The sequence below is a fragment of the Stenotrophomonas sp. HMWF023 genome, assembly GCF_003060985.1.
GTDB lineage: Bacteria > Pseudomonadota > Gammaproteobacteria > Xanthomonadales > Xanthomonadaceae > Stenotrophomonas > Stenotrophomonas lactitubi.
The window spans coordinates 1-4,608 of record NZ_QAIJ01000063.1 but is presented as its reverse complement, the minus strand read 5'-3'; the positions used below and the strand labels follow the sequence as shown (position 1 = coordinate 4,608).

4 protein-coding genes are annotated in these 4,608 nt (G+C 66.0%); all 4 read right to left on the bottom strand.

Annotation, left to right across the window (positions count from 1 at the left end):
* Nucleotides 1-724: 724 nt before the first annotated feature.
* The 4 genes from rnfB to DBR20_RS02570 all read right to left on the bottom strand — a co-directional run bounded on the left by rnfB (nucleotide 725) and on the right by DBR20_RS02570 (nucleotide 4,460).
* A complete protein-coding gene (rnfB, locus tag DBR20_RS02585) occupies nucleotides 725-1,138 on the bottom strand; it encodes an Rnf electron transport complex subunit RnfB (RefSeq protein ID WP_108265082.1) in 414 nt (137 codons plus the stop codon).
* Nucleotides 1,139-1,162: 24 nt separating this feature from the next.
* Nucleotides 1,163-1,753 carry an HAD family hydrolase gene (locus DBR20_RS02580; RefSeq protein WP_165378631.1) on the bottom strand — a complete coding sequence of 197 codons (591 nt, stop codon included), beginning with the start codon at nucleotides 1,751-1,753 and terminating at the stop codon, nucleotides 1,163-1,165.
* 76 nt (nucleotides 1,754-1,829) lie between these two features.
* The gene (metG, locus tag DBR20_RS02575) at nucleotides 1,830-3,908 is read right to left on the bottom strand and encodes a methionine--tRNA ligase (RefSeq protein WP_108265083.1); all 2,079 of its coding nucleotides are present in this window, start codon (nucleotides 3,906-3,908) and stop codon (nucleotides 1,830-1,832) included.
* Nucleotides 3,909-4,010: 102 nt separating this feature from the next.
* Nucleotides 4,011-4,460 carry a DUF2147 domain-containing protein gene (locus DBR20_RS02570; RefSeq protein WP_108265081.1) on the bottom strand — a complete coding sequence of 150 codons (450 nt, stop codon included), beginning with the start codon at nucleotides 4,458-4,460 and terminating at the stop codon, nucleotides 4,011-4,013.
* Nucleotides 4,461-4,608: the final 148 nt, after the last annotated feature.

Below are 4,608 nucleotides of genomic sequence, written 5' to 3'. Positions count from 1 at the left end.
GGGTGGCGCCGGCTGGCCCGAAGGCCCCCACGCCCCGCCCGCCATAGCCGGCAGACGGATTGCCAGCCGGCGCCACCCAAAGTGACGCCGACTGGCAAGCGTAAACAACTTTCGACAAAACGGGTTTTCGAAGCCCGGCCACCCTTTTCCGGTGGCTCACCATCTGTAAACCCGCTGTGGCGGAATGCCAATCAGACGCGTTGCATTGCTCGCACCATCAAGACGCTTTCAGCATTCTTGCATGCTGTTGAACAGCCTCAAGCGCAGCTGGCGCAAGGGTCGCGAATGATCGGGCAATCTGCGACATGCATCGTGATTCGGCAGTTGCCAGCGTGCACAGGGCAGGTCGTTTGCGACGAAGGTCCATGACGTCGGACAGATAGTGCGGACCAAGGTCCGCACCCACCAAAAGCTGGGCCACACCATTCAAATACCAAACCCACGCTCCTGCTTCTGCAATTGACGTTGCAGTTGCAGTTGCAGTTGCAGTCGCACTTGCTCGACCGTCCGCCACGGATATCTGTCGGGGGCTGGTGGGCGGGGGCAAGCGGGACCGTTGGCGCCATGGATGGCGCCATCGAGCCCCCATGGATGGGTTCACGGCGTGTCCCGCTTGCCCCCGCCCACCAGCCCAGACCATGAAACCCAGCCAGCCGACGGCTCTTGCCGTTGCCGTTGCTGTTGCTCTCAGCGCAACGCGACGCCGCCGCGTCGCAAAAAAAACCTACGCCAACACCAGCTCGATGCAATCCACCGGACACGGCGGAATACACAACTCGCACCCCGTGCACAGATCCGCAATCACCGTATGCATGTACTTCGCCCCACCGACGATCGCATCCACCGGACACGCCTGTATGCACTTCGTGCAGCCGATGCAGTCAGCCTCCACGATCAACGCCACCTGCGGCGCCTTGTGCTCGCCACGATTGCGATCAAACGGCGCCGCCGGCACACCCAGCACCTGCGCCAACGCCCGCGCCCCGGCATCGCCACCCGGCGGACAACGATCCACGCCAACCTCGCCACGTGCCATCGCCTGCGCATACGGGCGACAGCCGTCGTAGCCGCATTGTCCGCATTGGGTCTGCGGCAGCAAGCGGTCCAGGCGTTCGGTCAGGGGCGGAATCAGGCTCATGCGTGGCGAAGGCTGCGCGTCGGGTTACTTCAGGGGTTTGCCGCGGTACCAGCGCTCGTGCGCCAGGGCCAGCATCGGACGATCCTCGGCGCTGTCACCGTAGGCATGGATGCGTGTGTAGCGTGCCAGATCGAACTGGCGACGGATGTGCTCGACCTTGCGCGGACCACAATCGCCACCGGCGTAGCGGCCGGTCAGGCGTCCGCTTTCGCTTTCCAGCCGATTGCAGATCAGCTGCAGGCCCAGTTGTTCGCACCACGGCCGCAGGTACAGGTCCAGTGAACCGGACACCACCACTACGGTGTGCTGCTGCTCCTTGTGCCAGCGGATCTGCTCCAGCATTTCCGGGCGCACGACATCGGGCAGGAACTCGCGGGAAAAGCCCGCCGCCAGCGTCTCGATGTCATCAGCGTGGCGCTCGCTGAAGGTCAACCGGGTCACCCGTGCGCGGATGCGCTCGGCGGAGATCAGCTTCAGCTTGTAGGCCAGCAGCCAGGGGCCGACTTTCCACCAGGCCTGTGCCAGCTGTTCGGCGGTGGCGACCCGGCGCAGGAAGCGGCCATAGGTGTCGCAGGTGGTAACGGTGTGGTCGAAGTCGAACAGCGCCAGTTCCAACGCAGCATCTCCCATCACGGTACCTCCCTTCGCGGTGCTCATGACCGGGCGCGGCCGGGGCCGCGCCCGTGTTGCATCAACGCACCGGCATGCCCGGCTGCGCGCTGCTGTCGGCGTCCAGCAGCGCCAGCGCGCCGCCATCGAAACCGGCCGACAGGATCATGCCTTCGCTCAGGCCGAAGCGCATCTTGCGCGGGGCCAGGTTGGCGATGAACACCACGCTGCGGCCGACCAGCGCTTCCGGCTCGCCGTAGCTGGCGCGGATGCCGGAGAAGATCTGGCGCTTGCCGAGTTCGCCGGCATCCAGTTCGAAACGCAGCAGCTTGTCCGAGCCTTCCACGAACTCGCACACCAGCACCTTGCCGATGCGCAGGTCGAGCTTGGCGAAGTCGTCGATGCCGATGTAGGCCGGCGTGTCAGCGCTGTTTGCTTCGTCCTTGGCCACCACCGGTGCGGCAGGCTTGGCGGCCTCAACCTTCGCTGCGGGGGCTGCAGCGGCAGCGGTCAGGGTGTCCTTGGAGGCGTCGATCATGGCGTCAATCTTCTTCGGGTCGATACGGGTGAACAGCGGGGTGTATTCGGTGATGCGGTGGCCCAGCAGCGGCTGCGCCAACTCGGTCCAGTCATTCACCGGTGCAGCCAGGAAGGCCTCGGCCTGCGCGGCGGTGGACGGCAGCACCGGCTTCAAGGCAGTGACCAGCACGCGGAACAGATTCAGGCCCTGGCTGCAGACCGCCTGCAGCTGCGCGTCGGCGCCTTCCTGCTTGGCGATCACCCACGGCTTGACGTCATCGATGTAGCGGTTGGCTTCATCGGCCAGGGTCATGGTCAGGCGGATCGCCGCGGCCGGGTCGTTGCGCTCGTAGGCTTCACGGATCGGCGCCAAGCCATCGACGAAGCGCTGGTACTGCGCCGCGTCGGGCAGCTGCGCGGCCAACTGGCCATCGAAGCGCTTGCTGATGAAACCGGCACAGCGGCTGGCGAGGTTGACGAACTTGCCGACCAGATCGGCGTTGACGCGGGCGATGAAGTCGCCCAGGTTCAGGTCGAGGTCGTCGACGCCGCCACCGGACTTGGCGGCGAAGTAGTAACGCAGCGCCTCCGGTTCCAGGCCGGCATCCAGGAACGTACGCGCCATCACGAAGGTGCCGCGTGACTTGCTCATCTTCGCGCCATCGACGGTCAGGTAGCCGTTGACGTGCAGGCGGGTCGGCGCGCGGTGGCCGGTGCCGTGCAGCACCGCCGGCCAGAACAGGCCGTGGAAATTGACGATGTCCTTGCCGAGGAAATGATGCAGCTCGGTGCTGGTGCCGGCACGCAGGTGCGCTTCGAAGTCCTCGCCGATCTTGCCGCACAGGGTCTGGAAGCTGGACAGGTAGCCGATGGGCGCGTCCAGCCAGACGTAGAAGTACTTGCCCGGCTGGCCGGGAATCTCGAAGCCGAAGTACGGCGCATCGCGCGAGATGTCCCACGCACGCAGGCCACCTTCGGCGTTGAGCCATTCACCGAGCTTGGCCTTCACGCCGGGCAGGGCGACATCGCCGGCCAGCCAGTCGCGCAGGAAGCCGTCGAAGTGGCCGACCTCGAAGAAGAAGTGCTCGGAATCGCGCATTTCCGGGGTGGCCCCGGAGATCACCGAGCGCGGTTCCTTCAGGTCGGTCGGCGCATAGGTGGCACCGCAGACTTCGCAGTTGTCGCCGTACTGGTCGGCGCTGCCGCAGTTGGGGCAGATGCCCTTGACGTAGCGGTCGGGCAGGAACATGCCCTTGGCCGGGTCGTAGAACTGCGCCACCGAACGGCGGCTGATGTGGCCAGCGGCTTCCAGCTTCAGGTAGAACGCCTCGGTCAGCGCCTTGTTGGCCGCCGAATTGGTCGAGTCGTAATGGTCGAAGGCGACGCCAAAGGCGGCGAAATCGCGTTCGTGACTGGCCTGGATGTTGGCGATGAAGGCTTCCGGGGTGACCCCGGCCTTCTCCGCAGCCAGCATGATCGGCGTGCCGTGGGTGTCGTCGGCGCACACGAACCAGGCCTTGCCGCCGCTCATTCGACGCGCACGCACCCAGATGTCAGCCTGGATGTAGCCGACCAGGTGGCCCAGGTGCAGCGGGCCGTTGGCGTAGGGCAGGGCGGTGGTGACGAGCGCGGTACGGGTCATGGTCACGGGGTGCAGCCAGGGGGAACCGGGGATTATCGCATGCCCGCAACGCGGTGACCCGGCCGGAGCCGGGTCACTGGGGGCCGTGCAGGACCGCTGCGCTTACTCGCGCAACCAGGTCTGCGTGCGGCAGATGAAGGCGATGCAGCCGGCCACATCCAGCTTGGTGCCACCGGACTGGAGCTCCAGCTTGGACTTGTAGGTCTTGCCGTTGCCCGGGTCGAGGATGGTGCCGCCGGACCACTTGCTGGTGCTGCCCTTGTCCTGGGCCAGGTTCCAGAGGATGGTCATGCCGCGCACCGGCTTGTTCTTGTTGGCGCCTTCACAACCGTCGCAGACCGGGTTCGGGCCCTTGTCCGAATGCAGGATCTCGACCACACGGCCGGTCAGCGTGCCGTTGGCGGCCTGGCTGATCTCGACGATCGACTTCACCTTGCCGGTCTTGTCGTCGATGGTCTTCCAGCGGCCGGCGGCACTGTCGGCGGCCTGCGCGGAGAGCGCGGCCAAGCACAGCGGCAGCGCCAGCAGCAGGGTCTTGAAGGTCTTGCGCATGGTCCCCTCCCAGGGTTCATTCCGGCACGATGCCGGTACGGGTCGACTGTATACCCATTCGGCGGGGTATGGGGAAGGGGGGGCTTGGCCGGGCTGCGCCCGGCACCCGCAACGGCAACGGCAACAGCGGGCGTTCCGTGGGATGGCG